At 71.0% G+C, this 16,632-nt stretch carries 13 protein-coding genes and 2 pseudogenes; 12 read left to right on the top strand and 3 right to left on the bottom strand.

Annotation, left to right across the window (positions count from 1 at the left end):
• Positions 1–10: 10 nt before the first annotated feature.
• Complete coding sequence (locus ABII15_RS33925) at positions 11–1,333, bottom strand: MFS transporter (protein ID WP_353946102.1); 1,323 nt, start codon at positions 1,331–1,333, stop codon at positions 11–13.
• Positions 1,330–2,262 carry a bacterial transcriptional activator domain-containing protein gene (locus tag ABII15_RS33930; RefSeq protein WP_353946103.1) on the bottom strand — a complete coding sequence of 311 codons (933 nt, stop codon included), beginning with the start codon at positions 2,260–2,262 and terminating at the stop codon, positions 1,330–1,332. Before ABII15_RS33930 ends, ABII15_RS33925 begins: the two co-directional genes overlap by 4 nt.
• Positions 2,263–2,523: 261 nt before the next feature.
• Between ABII15_RS33930 and ABII15_RS33935 the strand changes: the two genes are divergently transcribed.
• The 3 genes and pseudogenes from ABII15_RS33935 to ABII15_RS33945 form a co-directional block, all read left to right on the top strand.
• Complete coding sequence (locus tag ABII15_RS33935; RefSeq protein WP_353946104.1) at positions 2,524–3,951, top strand: radical SAM protein; 1,428 nt, start codon at positions 2,524–2,526, stop codon at positions 3,949–3,951.
• Positions 3,952–4,558: 607 nt separating this feature from the next.
• A pseudogene (locus tag ABII15_RS33940) lies at positions 4,559–5,056 on the top strand (SagB/ThcOx family dehydrogenase); the annotation flags it as partial.
• Between the two features lie 753 nt (positions 5,057–5,809).
• Positions 5,810–6,100 (top strand): annotated as a pseudogene (locus ABII15_RS33945) (transposase family protein); the annotation flags it as partial.
• Positions 6,101–6,392: 292 nt separating this feature from the next.
• Here ABII15_RS33945 and ABII15_RS33950 read toward each other — a convergent pair.
• Entirely contained in the window at positions 6,393–6,902 is a 510-nt protein-coding gene (locus tag ABII15_RS33950) for a cupin domain-containing protein (RefSeq protein ID WP_353946105.1), read from the bottom strand.
• A 167-nt stretch (positions 6,903–7,069) separates the two neighbouring features.
• Here ABII15_RS33950 and ABII15_RS33955 point away from each other — a divergent pair, with 167 nt between their 5' ends.
• From ABII15_RS33955 to ABII15_RS33995, 9 genes are all read left to right on the top strand, one after another.
• Entirely contained in the window at positions 7,070–7,495 is a 426-nt protein-coding gene (locus ABII15_RS33955; protein WP_353946106.1) for an Rrf2 family transcriptional regulator, read from the top strand.
• Positions 7,492–8,445: a DsbA family protein gene (locus ABII15_RS33960; protein WP_353946107.1), complete on the top strand. Its 954-nt coding sequence runs from the start codon at positions 7,492–7,494 to the stop codon at positions 8,443–8,445. Before ABII15_RS33955 ends, ABII15_RS33960 begins: the two co-directional genes overlap by 4 nt.
• Before the next feature lie 309 nt (positions 8,446–8,754).
• The gene (locus ABII15_RS33965) at positions 8,755–10,332 is read left to right on the top strand and encodes an ABC transporter substrate-binding protein (RefSeq protein ID WP_353946108.1); all 1,578 of its coding nucleotides are present in this window, start codon (positions 8,755–8,757) and stop codon (positions 10,330–10,332) included.
• Positions 10,329–11,360 carry an ABC transporter permease gene (locus ABII15_RS33970; protein ID WP_353946109.1) on the top strand — a complete coding sequence of 344 codons (1,032 nt, stop codon included), beginning with the start codon at positions 10,329–10,331 and terminating at the stop codon, positions 11,358–11,360. Before ABII15_RS33965 ends, ABII15_RS33970 begins: the two co-directional genes overlap by 4 nt.
• Positions 11,357–12,295: an ABC transporter permease gene (locus tag ABII15_RS33975; protein WP_353946110.1), complete on the top strand. Its 939-nt coding sequence runs from the start codon at positions 11,357–11,359 to the stop codon at positions 12,293–12,295. The genes ABII15_RS33970 and ABII15_RS33975 overlap by 4 nt, the downstream gene beginning before the upstream one ends.
• The gene (locus ABII15_RS33980; RefSeq protein ID WP_353946111.1) at positions 12,279–13,304 is read left to right on the top strand and encodes an ABC transporter ATP-binding protein; all 1,026 of its coding nucleotides are present in this window, start codon (positions 12,279–12,281) and stop codon (positions 13,302–13,304) included. The genes ABII15_RS33975 and ABII15_RS33980 overlap by 17 nt, the downstream gene beginning before the upstream one ends.
• A complete protein-coding gene (locus tag ABII15_RS33985) occupies positions 13,301–14,302 on the top strand; it encodes an ABC transporter ATP-binding protein (protein WP_353946112.1) in 1,002 nt (333 codons plus the stop codon). The genes ABII15_RS33980 and ABII15_RS33985 overlap by 4 nt, the downstream gene beginning before the upstream one ends.
• A gap of 38 nt (positions 14,303–14,340) precedes the next feature.
• Entirely contained in the window at positions 14,341–15,432 is a 1,092-nt protein-coding gene (locus ABII15_RS33990) for an LLM class flavin-dependent oxidoreductase (protein ID WP_353946113.1), read from the top strand.
• Positions 15,429–16,622, top strand: coding sequence for an acyl-CoA dehydrogenase family protein (locus ABII15_RS33995; protein WP_353946114.1), 1,194 nt, complete (start codon positions 15,429–15,431; stop codon positions 16,620–16,622). The genes ABII15_RS33990 and ABII15_RS33995 overlap by 4 nt, the downstream gene beginning before the upstream one ends.
• The last annotated feature ends 10 nt before the right edge of the window (positions 16,623–16,632 follow it).

Raw genomic sequence — 16,632 nt, forward strand, 5'->3', positions numbered from 1 at the left:
CCCAGGTCAGTTAGTTTCCGCGGGTGGCTTCAGTTCGGCTGTCCATGGCGAGCCACTGCGGCATCAGGCCGCTGACCATGGCGATAAGGAGATATCCGCATCCCGCGCAGAGCAGCACTGTCTGTACATCGGCTGCGGCGACCGCGATGCCCGCCAGCAGACCGCCGAAGGGAATCCCCGCGTACATCAGCGCGTCGGCGACGCCGCCCACCCGGCCCAGCATGGGGCGGGGGATCCGCTCGAGAACCACCGCGCCCAGCAGCGGGTTGAGGAACCCCTGGGCCAGGCCGGCGCAGGCGATCACTGCAGCCGCGACGGTCAGGGAACCGCCGCTACCCAGAACGAGGAAGCGCGGGGCGCCTGCGAGCAGGAAGCAGATCAGAAAGAGCATCCGTCGCGAGAACCGATGGGCACACCAGGCTGCCAGAGCGCTTCCGCCCAGTGCGCAGCCGGTGAGGACGCCACCGAGCAGGCCGACCGCGGAGGAGTTCCGCCCGGAATGTTCGGCCCAGAGAGGCAACAGCACCGAGGTGTAGGCGGTGTCCAGAAGGGAACCGAGTCCCAGTGTCGCGATGATCACCAGCAGGAAGGTGTCGCCGCGCAGGAAGCGAAGGCCGGCGGACATGTCAGCTCGGTAGCTGGTACGCCCCACCGTGTTTGTCTTGGACCCGCTGGGGACAGGTCGAGCAGCAGTCCGGTACTTGGCGCGTGGCACGAAGAGGGTCAGGATTGCCGAGCCCATGAGGAACAGGGCAGCGTTCACCAGCAGGGCGGTTTGGGGCCCGGCCCAGGCGACCAGTACTCCGCCGCCGCTCAGTCCCACGATGCCAGCGGTCTGTTCCACCATGCCGGAGAGGCTGGTGGCCCGGACCAGGGGGACCCGGGCCCACTCCGCGACCTGGGGAACCATGGTCTCCTTCGCCAGGTCGCCGGGCGCGCGGGCAGCCCCCACCACCGCGACCAGCGCGAGGAAGAGCGGCGTGGGTAGGCCTGTGGTGAGGAAAAGCAGGGGCACAGCCGTAAGGGCGGCGGCACTTGCCAAGTCCGCGGCGGCGGATATCCGCCGTGGGTCGTGCCGGTCCACCACGGGCCCGGTCAGCGCCTTTCCCAGCACGTAGGGAACCAGCTGGCAGAAGCTGACCAGGCCCATCCGGGACGCGCTGCCGCTCATGGCGAGCGTGAACCAGGGAAGCGCTACTGCGACGATCCGGGAGGACGTGAGCGCTACCGCAAGTGCGGCCAACAGGCCGACCAGCGGACGGAGATGGCGGTCGGTGGGCGGCGCGTCCTGGTCGATCGGCTCGGTGTCTCCGCTGCGTTCTGTCTTCGTCATGCCGCTCGTATCCCCTGCCCGACGGGTGTGCCGGGGGAGGCAAGCGCCTGAACCAGCTGTCGACTGGGGCCGATTCCGAGCTCTCGACGCAGCAGCGCCTCAAAATCCCTCACGCGTACATGTGCCTCTGCGGGCTCTCCTGCCCGGACGCAGCATGTCACCGCGATGCGCCGGGGTGCTTCTCGCAGGGGGTTCACCTCGGATGCCCGGTCTGCCAGCAGGATCGCTGGCCTCAGCTCGCCGGAACGCATGTGCTGGACGGCCAGTTGCTCCAGAGCTGCGAGCCGGCGAAGGTCCCATGAGTGGCGCAGTTCCTCTGCCCACGGGGTGTCGAGATCCTTCAGGAGTGGTCTGCTCAGCAGTTCCCATCCGCCGTGAAGCGTGTCTCCTCTTTCGATGCGCTGGATCACCGTGAGGGCTTCCCGGAAGTCGATATTGACGTTCTTGGCGATTGCTATCGAGGATCGCGCCTGGGCCAGGAGCGGAGCGGTCTGCTGTGTTCGCCAGATCAGCTGGCGCAGGCGGGCGGAGGCCCTGCGGAGGGGTACTCGAGGGAAGAGGTCTGTAGCGGCCTGTTCCCGTGGGGAGGGCTGCGCTCGGGTCGCCAGGTAGGCGATCAATTGTTGTTGGGCCGGCCCAAGAAGGACCTCCCCGGTTGTCGTGCGCACATGAAGAGACGGCAGGACAGAGACCTGAAGCACGGACCCCCCTAATGATCTTGGTTGGATGCATCCTGCATCTACCTCTCCGTGGGGGACAAGAGTGCGGATGGAAAAGGGGAGGGCAAGGGGAGGGAAAGAATCCGGCATGGCTATCGAGGGTGGGAACGTCCGTCCGCACCGATCCGAACTTCCCTGAGCTGCCCGCATAACGGTGGGATGACGGTCCGGGCGACGTTGCCGGGACGATGCCGGAACGACTGGCTCCATACGTTCTTGGCATGGCTCCACACGGAGCTTCCCGCCACTGTCCGGGACGTACAGCCCGGTCCGTATCCAAGGAGTTCGTATGAAGCAGGAAATTCAGGTCGCGCAGATCGAGGACGTCGTCATCGAGGTCGTCGCGCCGGAGGGTGAGTCGCTCACGGTCCTGAACCTCAACGGCAACTGCTGACGCCAAGGGTGGGGGCGGGTACCTTCCCGCCCCCACCCTCGCACCTCCCCAACGCGACGGAACAGAAAGCGCAGGCCGTGTCCGAACCCTCCTTTCATCCTGCTTCCCCATACCTCCGGTTCGGTCACGAGACCTTCCTCGACGCGCGAGGTCGTGAGGTGGTGCCCGCGATCCTTCCCGGCACGGCCTCTTCGATGTTCATCCCGGTCGACCTGGCAAACCTGCTCAATGAAGGCGGGATACCGGGGGGAACGGTCTCCCCCGAAGGGCTTCGTCAGCTGCGTGAGGTCGGTGTTGTCGTCGACAGCCAGGACGAAGCGCGCGCTTCGCACTACGCACGCATGCGCCAGGCATCCGCAGATCCCGGGATGCGGAAGTTCGTCCTGCTTCCCACTTCATACTGCAACATGGGTTGCTCGTACTGCGGACAGGAACACCGCAAAGGGAGCACGTCTCCGCGGCATCGGGCCGTGGTTGCCGCCCGGGTGCGACGTGCGGCGCAGTCCACGGCCGTGTCCCGCATCCAGGTTGGCTGGTTCGGCGGTGAACCCTTGATGGCCTACCACGCCATCAAGGAGATGAGCCGAGAATTCCGTCATCACGCGCAGACGAACGGCATTGCATACGCCGCGAGCATTGTCACCAATGGATCTCTGCTCACCGAACGCAAGATTGCCACCCTGGTGGAAACGTGTGCGGTGACCAGGTTCGACATCACGCTGGACGGACTGGCGGACGTGCACGATGCGCATCGGCCGCTCAAGAGCGGCGCGAAGTCGTTCGACCGGCTGGTTGGACTGCTGTCCCAGACCGTGGCCGACCCCAGGTACGCCCATGTTCATTTTGTGTTGCGCACCAACGTGGATATCGAGAACTGTGAGCATGTCACCCCGTACCTGGAGGAAATGGCGCGCCTCGGCTTCGGCGGGCGGAGCAACGTCATGTTCCAGCTGGCCGCGATCCATACATGGGGAAACGATGTACGGGCGCAGCAGATGGAACATGGCGCCTACGTGCGACGTGAGGTGGAGTGGCTCGACCTCATGACACGCCTCGGCCTGAACACCGCCCTGCTGCCGACTTCACCAAAGCCCCAGACCTGTACAGCAACAGGAGCGGCGAATGAGGTGATCGCCAGCGACGGCTCCCTGTACTCCTGCACAGAGCACCCTCTGGTTCCGGCTCATGAACAGGCAGACAGGCTCGCCTGGGTCGATGGACTTCCGTCCACCCAGCTGAGGCCACAGGGCGCCTTCGACGACTGGGCCCAGCATGTCGGCGAGGGTAAGGCCATGTGCTCCTCGTGCTGGCTGCTGCCGGCCTGTGGGGGGAGCTGCCCAAAGCTGTGGAGGGAGGGAGAGGTCCCCTGCCCCCCTGTGAAGTTCAACATCAAGGAGCGGCTGTCCATCGTGGCCCGCAAGGCAGGGATGCAAACGGTCGATTCCTTCCCTGCGCCCTCCGCACCGACGGTGACCACCGCCCCAACCGAGCAGGTGGCGAAATGAAAGTCCGTGCCGTGCATCCCATACACGTCCAGTCCGACGAGAGCGGGGTCCATCTGACCTCCCCACGCGTCGCCAAGCGCTTGCGGGTGCACCCAGCCGTCGCTGAACTTCTGCTCCAAATGCGGGAACCGGTCGAACACGCCGAGCTGAGACACCCGTCCCTCAGCCGCAAGCAACTCGACTCAGCCATCGACGTGTTGAAGGACGTCGGGTTCGTGGTGTCGGGCGCTGACGCCGACGCAGCCCAAGATCAAAGCGGCTTCCCGCCTCCATGGGACGTGTGGGGCGCCACTGCCTGGAACTTTCACCAGCAACTGCGCGATGCCCCTTTTCTCACCTCGGAGTCCCCTGAGTACTCAGCATACGAGGAGCGGGTCTTGGCACGTCCGCGCCCTTCCTTCCACCGGAGTCACGACAGCGACCTCATTCTGTTGCTCCCCAGGGTGAGGTCGGACCTCTCGATTCCCTTCCAAACAGTGTTGGAGCAGCGGCGCACTCACCGGGACTTTGAGGACCGTCCCGTCCCACTGGACCAGTTCGCCACCCTGCTCCACTACGCGTTCGGCCCGCTCCGCTTCGTGGATTCCGGCTCCATGGGGTACAACAACTCAAGACGTACGCATCAGGTGGCGCCCGCCATGAGGCCGAGGCGTACATCGCGGTGTTCGCGGTCGAAGGCATCTCGAGCGGAACCTACCGGTACGACGCGATTCGACACGGGCTCGTTCCGGTGGAAGCAGATCTCTCCCGTGGCCAGCTCGAACGACTGACTCACGATCAAAGGTTCTTCACCGCGTCCGGCTTCGGGGTGGTCACCACGGCCCAGACCGAGCGGATGGCATGGAAGTATCCGCATCCCCGCGCCTATCGGTTGATGTTCCACAACGTCGGCCACATGGTCCAGGTCTTCTCCATGACGGCGTGCGCACTGGGGCTCGGGGCGGCTATTACGGGAGCCTTCCGCGATAGCGAAACCGAGGAGGTACTGGGCATCGCGGGGACGAGCGAGATTCCTACCTTCTTCCTGGCCGCCGGCATCCCGAAGCGGAACAACGACGGCCTGCCCCTTTCAATCCGTATCCACGGAGCTGCCACGACGCATTGACCGAAGTCGGGAGCTGGAGGATCCCCGTGCCTGCCGACGCCGTTCGACGTCGAACGCAGGCCATGGATCCCGTCGGCGAACGACGCCAGCAGCGCGGCTCGGCCCCTGTCCCGCCGGCGCCCCGGCTGGACGCGGGGGGAGGGGGGCAAGTTGAGGCTGTGCAGTACCCCAGCAAGGTGGCTCGGCACAGCAGACACCTGCCGTGGGGCAGGGCCGGTGGTACGAGGCGAACCTGGACGGTTCTCCGGACACCTGAGAACGTCTCGGTCGCGGAAGATGCCGACACTGGACCCCTGGCTGCGCTTCTAGTGCTGCGACCGCATAGGTTCATCGGGTTGCTGTGCGCCTGCCGAGAGCGGCTCAGCGATCGGCATCGGTGAGTGGTCCGGCCTCGGTGGCAACTCCGGTCCACCAGTCCGGTTGATCGGTGGGCTGCCACGAGACTTCCAGCTCTCGGTGGGTCAGCTCCTCGGCCCTGCGGTGGAGTGCGGCCTGCGCTGTCTCGGGCTCGCACGAGGGAGCGGGGATGAACGAGCGCGCCGTCGGCGGTGCCGCCCGGTGTTTCGAAGTGCAGGGCGAACCACCACTGGTCTGGCGTGCGGTATAGGACGAGAGTCTTCGGAGTCCCGGGCGCGTTCACGGCGCTGGGCGGCCAGGACGTCGGGATGCCGTGCGTTCTGGTTGCGCCAACGCAGGTAGCGGTGCAACTCCCTTGTCTGCAAGATGTGGTGGTGATCGCGGAGGTGCCCGGCTGTGCCGGGCACCTCCGCGGACGCGCACGCCTGGCGCGCGTCCGGCCTGGCCGAGCACTGCGAAGGCGTGACCCTGCTCGGTGATGGCGCCTATCTCAACTGCGGGATGGTCACTCCGCACCCCAAACGCCCCCGGCGGGCCCTGCTGCCGTGCGAAGAGGCCGACAACGCCGCGCACCGCAAGGTCCGCGCCCGGGTGGAGCACGTGATCGGCCGGATGAAGCACTACAAGATCTTCCGCGACTACCGGCAGCACGGCGACGGCCTCCACCACGCCGTCCAGACCGTCGCCCCTTTAGTCGTGCCTATCACCACATGGGCGAGGCCACCGGTTCGAGCCCGGTCGCCCGCACTCTTACCGGACCGTGCTCGCCGCGTGGTTGGCTCGACTCCGCGGTCTGTACGTCGTTGACCCGCACTTCGACCGTGGCAGGGAACGGGTCTCCTGCTCGTGTAGGCGTTTCCGGGGCGGCCGTGCCGAAGTCTCCCGAAAGACTGCTCCCCACGCCCGCGGGGATGGTCCCCCGATCAACGGCCTGCCCCAGACGACCGTTGACTGCTCCCCGCGCCCGCGGGGATGGCCCCTAGGCTTCGGTCGGGCCGTCGCCGGGCTCCTTGCCCAGTACGTACAGCTCCGGGAGGTTGACCACGATGGCCTCCTGGGTGCTGCGGGCGATCACCACGACGGCCTCCTCGTCGGGGCTCGGGTTCTCCTCCCGGTGGGGGACGAACGGCGGTACGAAGATGTAGTCGCCGGGAGCCGTGCGGATGCGGACCTCCTCCGCGGTGCCGGAGGAATCGTCGAGGAAGACGAACTCCGGGTGGCCCTTGACCACGTGGATCGCCGTCTCGGAGGCGCCGTGGTGGTGGTTGGAGGACGCGGTGACGGGTGCGACGTGGGTCTGGCCCATCCACAGCCGCTCGGAGCCGACGCTGTCCCCGCTGATCGCGGCGAACCGGCGCATCCCGCCGGTCTGGGCGGTGTCGCCGTCGAGCCCGTCGGCGCGGATGTGGTGCAGCCGCGCGCTCAGGGGGAGTTCGCCCGACCCGGTCAGATGCGGGTGGAAGGCGTCGTGTCCGGGGTGCGAAGTCATGGGAGAAAGTCCTGCTCGTCGAAGGGCGCAACGCAAGATCCTTGAGGCGACCGTAGAGAGCCGGAGAAAAGGATGTCAAGATGTGTCCATTGTGCGCGGCCCGGCTCCGGCACGCTCCGAGCGGGATGCACCGGGACGCCGGAACCGACGCTCGGGAAGACGGTGACATGCAGATTTCCGCCAGGGTCGACTACGCCGTGCGGGCCCTCGCCGAACTGGCGGCCGACAGCGCGCGGCCGTTGACGTGCGAGTCCATCGCCTCGGCGCAGGAGATTCCGTTCCGCTTCCTCAAGTCGGTCTTCCGCGACCTGCGATCGGCCGGGCTCGTGCGCAGCCAGCGCGGCTGCGAGGGCGGGTACTGGCTCGGGCGGGACGCGGCCGAGATCTCCGTCGCCGAGGTGATGACCGCCGTCGACGGCGCCTTCTTCACCGTGCGCGGCGAGCGCCCCGAGACCCTGGGGTACCCCGGTGCCGCGGCCGGTCTGCCCGGACTCTGGCACGGCGTCGAATCGGCCGCCCAGACACTGCTCGCACGGACCAGCATCGCGGACCTCGCCCGGCAGGGAGCGGACGGCAAGGCCGTCAGCGCATGAGGGCGGGCGAGCCGGACGCCGCGCCCCGACCCGTCGTGGACGTCACCGAGTTCACGGATCCCGCGTGCCCGTGGGCCTGGGGCTCCGAGCCGGTCTTCCGGCGGCTGCGGCACGGTCTGGCGCCCCGGCTGCGCTGGCGGCGGGTGTTCGGCATCCTCTTCGACGAGGACGACGACCCCGCGCCGGACCCCGACGCCGAGGCCCGCTGGTACGAGGAGTTCATCGAGGGCGTCGCCGCCCACACCCGCGCGCCGTACGCCGCCCGGCTGCACTGGCTGACCCGGACCAGCTGGCCCGCGTCGGTCGTCGCCAAGGCCGCCGAGGCGCAGGGCTCTCAGGTGGCCGACCGGGTGCTGCGCAGGCTCCGCGAGACGACCTTCGTCCTGGGCCGCCCCGCCGACTCCCTGGCCGCCGCCGAGGAGGCCGTCAGGGGAGTGCCGGGCCTCGACGTACGCCAACTCTTGGACGAGCAGGCCCTGTTCGCCGCGCAGGAGGCCGTCGGCGCCGACCGGGCGGAGACCCGCCGCCCGCTCGCCGAGGTGTACGGCCTGCAAGGCCCCGGGCCGCACCCGGGCCGCGCCAAGGAACTCGCCGACGGACACCGGTACGCCCTGCCGACGCTCCTGTTCGCGGGGCCGGGCGGGCGCGTCTGCGTACCGGGCTGGCGGCCCCTGCGGGAGTACGTCGACGCGGCGTCGACGGCCGCCGGTGCGCCGCTGAGCCTGCCCGCGCCGCTCGGTCCCGACGCGGCGGCGGAGCTCTGGCGCAGCCTCACCGAGCCCGAACTGCGCCTGCTCACCGGCGGATCGCAGCCCCCCGCCGACGCCGTGCGGGTCGCGACGGGGAACGGTCCGCTGTGGCTCCACCCCGACGAGGCCAAGCACCACCCGGCGACGAAAGCGCAGGCAGCGGGGGTCTCGGACAATGAGACACCTAAAGGTGTCCATTGACAGCCCGTCGGGCGGCCGTGAGGATATGAGCATGCCTTCGACGCATCCCGGCGTGGTCTGCCGTTACGTGGACTTCCGGCGCACTTCCAGCGCACTCTGTCGCTGACCCCTGCGGCCGCCGCCTGCCCCTCCCGGCAGCGCGGGCTCGTCCCGAAGCCGGCCCGCCCCCTTTTCCTGTGACGACGCCGCCCCGTCTCCGCGTCGCCTTTCCCTGGCCTCCACCTCCTGTGCCCGCGCCCCGCCGTCCGGGCGTTCCATGACCCGCCCGCGCACCCGTCCCGCGCGGCGCGGTCAGAAAGGTGTGCTCCCATGCCTGCGTTCCGCCTGCCCACCGTCCCCCGACCGCCCTCGGAACCGTCGTCGTCCCCCCGGCTCGGCCGCCGTTCCTTCCTCGGCGTCTCGCTCGCCGCCGGGGCCTCCCTCGCCCTGACCGCCTGCGGCGGGCAGTCCACCTCGGCGGCCGGAAGCGGCGGCGGAACCCTCAAGTGGGGCTGGGACCTGCCCACTTCATGGGATCCGGTCACCTCGTCGGCCGGCTGGGACGTGCACTCCCTCTCCCTCGTCTACGCGGCCCTGACCCAGCTCGACCCGCGGGGCGACGCCGTCCCCGCGCTCGCCGAGGCGTGGAAGTACAACGACGACGGCACGGTGGTCACCTTCACGCTCCGGTCGGGCGCGACGTTCGGCGACGGCAGCCCGGTCGACGCGACTGCCGTCAGGAAGAGCCTCGAACGGGGCCGTGACGACCCGAAGTCCCTGGTCGCCTCCCAGCTGATCGGCGTGAAGCAGATCAGCGCCCCGGACCCGCGCACCGTCGAACTGCGCCTGGCCGCACCCGACTTCCAGATACCCGCACTGCTCGCGGGCAAGACCGGGATGATCGTCAACCCGAAGGTCTTCGCGAAGGACCCCACGAGCCTGGCCATGAAGCCGGCCGGCGCCGGACCGTACACGCTCGTCTCCTACGTGGAGAACTCCAAGGCCGTCCTCAAGCGCAACCCCGCCTACTGGGACGCGAAGAAGATCAGGACGGAGAACTTCGAGCTGTACCCGCTCCCGGAGCCCTCCACCGTCGTCGCCGCGCTCAAGTCCGGCCAGTACAACGTCGCCCAGATACCCGGCAGTCAGGTGAAGGCCGCCCGCGCGGCCGGGCTGAAGGTGCAGGTCATCCCGTCCATGGTGGTGGCCGTCCTCGATGTGCACAACGGCCGCGAGCCCTTCACCGACCCGGACGTCGTCCTCGCCCTGAAGTACGCCGTCGACCGCGAGGAACTGCTGAGGACGGCCTCCTTCGGCTACGGCGAGACCACCCGCCAGCCCTTCCCCAAGGGCTATGCGGGCTACGACCCCGAGCTGGACAAGCTGTTCCCGTACGACCCGAAGAAGGCCAGGGAACTGCTCGCGAAGGCCAGCCACGCCGACGGGCTGAAGCTCAAGATCACCACGCAGAAGGCGGAAGGCGTACCGGAGTTGCTCCAGGCCCAGCTGAAGAAGGTCGGGATCACCGCCACCATCGAGACGATCCCCGCCGACCAGGCCACGCAGATCGTCTACATCCAGCGCGCCAAGGCGCTCAACGTCGACCAGTTCGCCGGACGCGACTCCGCCACCCAGGCCTTCCAGGTGCTGTTCGGCAAGGAGGGCCTGATGAACCCCGGGCGCACCACCTCACCCGCACTCGAGAAGGCCCTCGACGTCGTCCGCCGCACCCCGCTGGACTCGGCCGACTACCCCGAGGTGCTCCAGAAGGCCACCGGCATCGCGGTGCGGGACATGCCGAACGTGTTCCTGTACACCGTCCCGCGCATTCTCGCCCGCAACCCGGAAGTCTCCGAGATCCCCTCCTACACCGTCGTCCAGCGCTTCGACGGGGTGACCGTCGGATGAGCGCGCCCGCCCTCGGCTCCCGTCGGGCGCGGCCGCTCGGCCGGCTCGCCGCGGCGCCCCGCTCGCTGGGCCGGGCCGCCGTCACCACCGCCACCGTCTTCCTCCTTGCCTCGCTGCTGACCTTCGCACTCGGTGCGCTCTCGCAGGCCAACCCCGCCGCCTCCGTCCTCGGTGACCTCGCCACCCCGGCCGACATCGCGCGCATGGAGGCGCAGTTCGGCCTCGACCGGCCGCTGCCCGTGCAGTACGTGAGCTGGCTCGGGCACGCCCTCAGCGGCGACCTCGGCACCTCGTGGTTCACCGGGGTGCCGGTGGCGGACAGCATCGCCCAGGCCCTCCCCGTCGACCTGTCCATCGCCGGACTCGCGCTGCTGCTCGCCGTGGTCATCGGCGGCGGCGCCGGGATCGCCGCCGCGCTGCACGCCGGCGGACGCGTCGACCGGGCCGTCACCCTCGTCTGCTCGGTGCTCGCGACGCTGCCGCCGTTCCTCATCGGGATCGTCCTGATCGTCGTCTTCGCCGTCCAGTTCGGCGCGCTGCCCACCGGCGGCTACGAGCCGCTGAACGCGGGCGCCGGCCCCTGGCTGCGGTACGCGATCCTGCCCGCCTTCGCGCTCAGCCTGGACGCCGCCGCCTCCCTCGCCCGGCAACTGCGCACCTCGCTGGTCGGGGCGCTGCGCGAGAACTACGTCGTCGGCGCCGAGATGCGCGGATTCTCCGCCCGGCGCGTGATGTTCGGCCACGTCCTGCGCAACGCGGCCGGGCCCGCCCTCACCGTCCTCGGGATGAGCGTGCCGGTCATCCTCGGCGGCGCCGTCGTCACCGAGAAGATCTTCAACCTTCCGGGGATCGCGCAACTGTCCCTCCAGGCCGCCGAACGGCACGACATCCCCGTCGTGCAGGGCACCCTCCTCGTCCCCGTCGCCGTCGTGCTCGTCGCCAACATCGCGGTCAACGCGGTGCTCGGCGCGCTCAACCCGGCCGCCCGCAGGAGCGGGCGCGCCGCACGCAAGGGGGAGGCCGCATGAGGGTGCTCCGGATCACCTGGCGGCAGCGCTCGGCCAAGGCCGCCCTCGCCGTGCTCGCCGTGGTCGCGGTGCTCGCCGTCGCGGGCGGCGCGCTCGCACCGGCCGACCCGCTGGCGCAGCACCCCGCCGACATGCTCCAAGGGCCCAGCGCCGCACACCTGTTGGGCACCGACTACCTCGGCCGGGACGTCCTGAGCCGTGTCGTGGCCGGGACGGGGCTCTCCATCGGCGGCGCCCTGGAGGCCGTCGGCGCCGCACTGCTCCTCGGCGTCGTCCCCGGGCTCGCGTCGGTCTGGCTCGGCCCGGCCGTGGAATGGAGCACGCAGCGAGCCGCCGACACGCTGATGATCATGCCGTTCACGGTGTTCGCGATCGCCGTCGTCGGCGCCCTCGGCAACGGCGTGCACCAGGCCATGCTCGCCCTCGGCGTGCTCTTCGCCCCGCTGTACTTCCGCGTCACCCGGGCGGCCGCGCTCGGCCTGAAACAGGCGCAGTACGTGGAGGCCGCCGAACTGATGGGCGCCTCCCGCCGCTGGATCCTGCGCACCCACGTCTGGGGCAAGATCCTGCCGACGGTCGCGGTGACCACCGCACAGGTCGCGGGACAGGCCCTGCTGGTCGTCTCCTCGCTCACCTTCCTCGGCCTCGGCGTCAAGGCGCCCGCGCCGACCTGGGGCGGGATGCTCGCCTCCGACCTCGGCTACCTCGCCCAGCAGCCGTGGGCGCCGCTCGTCCCCGGCGCCGCGATCATGATCACCGTCGGGGCGCTCAACCTGCTGGCGGACGCGATCCGCGACGGCGGGGCGCGGCCGGTGACCCTCGCCGCCGCGGCCCCCGTGCGCCCGGCGCCCGCGCATCCCGCCCCCGAGCCGGCGGTCCGTGTCGTGCAGTCCCCGCAGACCGAGGAGGCCGAGCGCCGTGTCACCACTGGCTGAACCCACCGCAGCGCGGACGGCCGCCCCCGTCCTCACCGTCGAGGGCCTCGACGTCACCGTCGGCCCCTCCGTCACCGCCGTCCGCGACGTGTCCTTCACCCTGGAACGCGGCCAGGCGGTCGGCCTGGTGGGGGAGTCGGGCAGCGGCAAGAGCCTCACCTGCCGGTCCGTCCTCGGCGTCCTGCCGCACGGATGCGAGGTCGCCGCCGGACGGGCGACGCTCGCCGGCGACGCCACCGACCTGACGGCCCTCACCCGCCGCCAGTGGAACACCGTCCGAGGCCGGCGCGTCGGAGCCGTCTTCCAGGACCCGGCCTCGTATCTGAACCCCTCCCTCACCGTGGGCAGGCAACTGGCCGAACAACTGCGGGTGGGGCGCGGCCTCGCCCGGTCCGCCGCACGCCGCCGCGCCGTCGAACTGTTCGCGGCGGTCGGACTGCACCGCCCCGACGAGGTGTTCCACCACTACCCGCACGAGCTGTCCGGCGGCATGCTCCAGCGGGTCCTCATCGCCATCGCCGTCTCCTGCGAGCCAGAACTCCTCATCGCCGACGAGGCGACCACCGCACTGGACGTCGTCGTCCAGGCGGAGATCCTCGAACTGCTGCGGACCCTGCGGGCCGAACGCGGTCTCGCGCTCCTCCTCGTCACCCACGACCTCGCCGTCGTCGCCGAGGCCTGCGACCGCGTGATCGTCATGTACGCGGGCGAGATCGTCGAGGACGGCCCGACCGCCGAGGTGCTGGCCGCGCCCGCGCACCCGTACACCGAGGCGCTGCTGCGCGTGGCGTCCCTCGGCGACTGGGGACGCCGGGAGCTCGACACCATCCCCGGCCGCCCGCCCGAGACGGGGGCCGACCTGCCGGGCTGCCGGTTCGCCGAGCGCTGCGCCCACGCGACGCGCGAGTGCGTCGACGGCCCGATCGCCCTGCGCACCCTGGACGGCGGCCGGCGCACCCGCTGCGTACGCCCCCAGAGCCCCACCGCGCCGGAAGGAGCAGCCCGGTGACCACCACCTCCGAACCCCTGCTGGAGATCGGCGGCCTCGACGTGTCCTACGGGCGCCGGGGCACCGTCCGCGCAGCCGCCCGCCGCACCCGGGTCCTCACCGGCGTCGGACTCGACGTCCGGGCGGGGGACGTCGTCGGCGTCATCGGGGAGACCGGCTCCGGCAAGACCACCCTGGCCCGGGCCGCCGTCGGCCTGGTGCGGCCCGACGCGGGCACCGTGCGCTTCGGCGGACGGGAGCTGACCGGACTCGACCGGCGGGCGCTGCGCGCGTTCCGGCGCTCGGGCCAGGTCCAGTACATGTTCCAGGACCCGCTGCGTTCCCAGGACCCCGACCTGACGGTCCGCCGGATCGTCGCCGAGCCGCTCGCGGTGGCCGGCACGCTCACCCGCCGGGAGCGGGCCGTGCGCGCCGACGAGACGCTGGCCCTGGTCGGCCTGGAGGCCGACCGGTTCGGCGACCGCGTCCCCGCGCAGCTCTCCGGCGGCCAGCGGCAGCGCGTCTCGCTCGCCCGGGCCATCGTCACCCGGCCCCGGCTGCTGTTCAGCGACGAACCCGTCAGCGCCCTCGACGCCTCCAACCGCAATCTCGTCCTCGCCCTCCTCGACCGGCTCCGCCGGGAACTGGGCCTCGCCGTCGTCGTCATCTCCCACGACCTGTCCTCCCTCGCCGGCATCGCCGACCGGGTCGCAGTCCTCTACCGGGGCCGGCTCGTCGAACAGGGCCCCATCGGCGAGGTCCTCCAGCACCCGCGCCACCCCTACACGGCCCTGCTCACCGCCTCCGCCCCCAGCGTCCGCGGCGAACACCGGCTGCTCCCGGCCCAGTTGAGAGCGCCCGCCGAACGCGCGCCCTGGCCGGACGGCACGGGCTGCGTGTTCGCCCCGCGCTGCCGATTCGCCGACGACACCTGCCGTACGGAGCCCGACGCGATCCACGCCGCCGGGCGCGCCGTGGCCTGCCACCACGCCGGGACCTGGCGCGAGCGCCTCAACTGAACCGTTCCCCTCCTCACCCCTTCTGGAGTCACCCCGCCATGACCGTCGAGTTCATCGGTTTCGCCGCCACCCACGAATCCAGCGAGAGCGGCCCCCGCCCCGAAGGCCCCGTCGTCCAGCCCGACTATCTGCGCGAAGTGGCGCGCGTCCACGAGGCGTCCGGCTTCGACCGGGTCCTGATCGCCCACTCCTCGGCGAGCCCCGACGGGTTCACCGTCGCCGACCAGGTCCTCCAGCACACCGACCGCCTCGGCGTCCTCCTCGCGCACCGGCCCGGCTTCGTCGCGCCGACCCTCGCGGCCCGCAAGTTCGCCACCCTGGACGCCTTCCACCCGGGCCGGGTCGCGCTGCACGTCATCACCGGCGGCGACGACGCCGACCAGGCACGCGACGGTGACTTCAGCGACAAGCCGACCCGCTACCGCCGCACCGACGACTTCCTCGACGTGGTCCGCAAGGAATGGACGGCCACCGAACCGTTCGACCACGAGGGCGAGTTCTACCGCGTCAAGGGCGGCCTCTCCGCGGTGCGCCCGGCCGCCCCGATCCCCGTCTACTTCGGCGGCGCCTCCGCCGACGCCGTCCGCACCGGCAGCAGGCACGCCGACGTGTACGCCTTCTGGGGCGAACCCCTCGCCGGGATCGCCGAGCGGATCCGCGAAGTGCGGGCCGCCGCCGCGCCGCACGGCCGCGACCCGCGGTTCAGCGTCAGCCTGCGGCCGATCGCCGCCGCGACCGAGACCGAGGCGTGGGAGCGGGCCAGGGAGATCCTGCGCCTGACCAAGGAACGCTTCGGCGACCTGCGCAAGGCCTTCCCCCTCGACCACTCCGCGCAGCGCGGCTCCCAGCGCCTCCTCGAGTACGCGGCCCAGGGCGAGGTCCACGACAAGCGGCTGTGGACCGAGATCGCCCGGACGACCGGTGCCGCCGGCAACTCCACGGCGCTGGTGGGCAGTTACGAGCAGGTCGCCGACGCCCTCCTGGACTATGTGGCGCTGGGTGTCACCACGCTCCTCATCCGCGGCTTCTCCCCGCTCGCCGACGCTCGCGACTACGGCACCCTCATCGATCTGGTGCGCTCCTCGCCCGCGGCGAGCGCCCCTGCGCCCGAGGCCGTGGTGCCCGCGTGAGCGACTCCACCGCCGTCGAAGGAGCCGTGCTCCCCGCCCTGCGGCTCGACCGGCTCCCGGAGGTCACCCGCGCCCTCGCCGACCGCGCCGACGCGCACGACCGCGAGGCGAGCTTCCCCGCCGACGGCATCGCCCTCGTGCACGACGCGGGACTGCTCACCGCGACCGTCGCCGCCCGCCACGGCGGGCCCGGTGCCGGGCTCACGGACACGGTCCGCATCCTGCGCGCCCTCGGCGCGGGCGACCCCGCCGTCGCTCTGATCAGCGCCATGACGCTGTTCGTGCACGCGGCGGAGGCCCGCACACCGCGCTGGCCCACGGCCGCGTACGCCGAGTTCCTCCACACCGCGGCCGACCGGCCCGCCCTGGTCAACCATCTGCGGGTCGAACCCGAGCTGGGCAGCCCGGTCCGCGGCGGGCTGCCCGCGACCACCGCCCGCCGCGCGGGCGACCACTGGCTGCTCACCGGCCGCAAGATCTACTCGACGGGGGCCGTCGGACTCGACCGGATGCTCGTCTGGGCCCGCACCGACGAGGACCCGGTGCGCGTCGGCTCGTTCCTGGTCCGCAAGGACAGCCCCGGCCTGACCGTCGAGCCGACCTGGGACCACGTCGGACTGCGGGCGAGCCGCAGCGACGACGTACTGTTCGACGGCGTACGCGTCCCCGTGGACGACGTCGTGGCACTGGCCGCCCCCGGTCCCGCGACGCCGGACGCCGTCGGCGGCGCCTGGGGCGCGCTCGGCCTCACCGCGCTGTACCTGGGGGTCGCCGAGGCCGCCCGCGACTGGCTCGTCGGCTTCCTCCACGAACGCGTCCCCACCGGACTCGGTGCCCCGCTGGCCACCCTGCCCCGCTTCCAGAGCGCCGTCGGCGAGATCGAGACCGCGCTGACCGGCGCCACCGTCCTGGTCGACGCGCTCGCGGCGGACATCGACGCGGGCGACCCGGACGCCCCCGGCCGGGCGGGCGCCGCCAAACTCCTCGGCACCCGTGCCGCGATCGGCGCCGTCGAACAGGCCCTCCAGCTCACCGGCAACCACGGCCTGACCCGCGCCAACCCGCTCCAGCGGCACCACCGCGACGTGCTCTGCAGCCGGATCCACACCCCGCAGGACGACTCCCTCCTCACCGCCGCCGGCCGCGCGGCCCTCGACCGCCATCCCCTCGCAGCGAAGGACACCCCGTGACCACGACCCA

The organism is Streptomyces sp. HUAS MG91 (assembly GCF_040529335.1).
Classification (GTDB): Bacteria; Actinomycetota; Actinomycetes; order Streptomycetales; family Streptomycetaceae; genus Streptomyces; species Streptomyces tabacisoli.

What these genes read in the sequence shown, in the direction of transcription:
- ABII15_RS33975 (WP_353946110.1), top strand. Translation starts at nt 11,357, where the DNA reads ATGAGGGTGCTCCGGATCACCTGGCGGCAGCGCTCGGCCAAGGCCGCC.
- ABII15_RS33950 (WP_353946105.1), bottom strand. Translation starts at nt 6,902, where the DNA reads ATGACTTCGCACCCCGGACACGACGCCTTCCACCCGCATCTGACCGGG.
- ABII15_RS33965 (WP_353946108.1), top strand. Translation starts at nt 8,755, where the DNA reads ATGCCTGCGTTCCGCCTGCCCACCGTCCCCCGACCGCCCTCGGAACCG.
- ABII15_RS33930 (WP_353946103.1), bottom strand. Translation starts at nt 2,262, where the DNA reads ATGGAGCCAGTCGTTCCGGCATCGTCCCGGCAACGTCGCCCGGACCGT.
- ABII15_RS33990 (WP_353946113.1), top strand. Translation starts at nt 14,341, where the DNA reads ATGACCGTCGAGTTCATCGGTTTCGCCGCCACCCACGAATCCAGCGAG.
- ABII15_RS33955 (WP_353946106.1), top strand. Translation starts at nt 7,070, where the DNA reads ATGCAGATTTCCGCCAGGGTCGACTACGCCGTGCGGGCCCTCGCCGAA.
- ABII15_RS33925 (WP_353946102.1), bottom strand. Translation starts at nt 1,333, where the DNA reads ATGACGAAGACAGAACGCAGCGGAGACACCGAGCCGATCGACCAGGAC.
- ABII15_RS33960 (WP_353946107.1), top strand. Translation starts at nt 7,492, where the DNA reads ATGAGGGCGGGCGAGCCGGACGCCGCGCCCCGACCCGTCGTGGACGTC.
- ABII15_RS33970 (WP_353946109.1), top strand. Translation starts at nt 10,329, where the DNA reads ATGAGCGCGCCCGCCCTCGGCTCCCGTCGGGCGCGGCCGCTCGGCCGG.